Origin of the sequence: Methylobacterium sp. J-092, from assembly GCF_022829325.1 — a bacterium.
Lineage (GTDB): Bacteria > Pseudomonadota > Alphaproteobacteria > Rhizobiales > Beijerinckiaceae > Methylobacterium.
Genome location: NZ_JAKSXU010000158.1, coordinates 1 through 301, shown reverse-complemented (window position 1 = coordinate 301; position 301 = coordinate 1). Strand labels below are relative to the sequence as shown.

The 301-nt window shown below is 64.8% G+C and carries 1 pseudogene; it reads right to left on the bottom strand.

Annotated elements, in window-relative coordinates:
- A pseudogene (locus MKK60_RS19015) lies at positions 1-203 on the bottom strand (hypothetical protein); the annotation flags it as partial.
- Between the last annotated feature and the right edge of the window lie 98 nt (positions 204-301).

The window sequence follows — 301 nt, the reverse complement described above, 5'->3', positions numbered from 1 at the left end:
GCTTGGGCTGGTGCTCGTCCGGCCGATGCCGGCGGTGGGGTCTGCAGCAGCGTCTCGGAGGCTGCTGGCAACACGGGGAAATCACACGTGAAGGCGTCGACGATGCTCTTTCGCACAGCGTCGTTCGCCTGGGCGCACTGGTAAGAGACGATCGGACGAGCGGACCCGTTGCGAGCAACCGCCTCGCGGAAACTATCGCGCATGGTGTTGCTGCCTTGGCGGATTCTGGTTGGACGTGTTTTCGGCGAGCTAGGGCTAGAGTCGAGCTTCGCGGACGCCCGCGGGACCGCTTAGCAGGTAC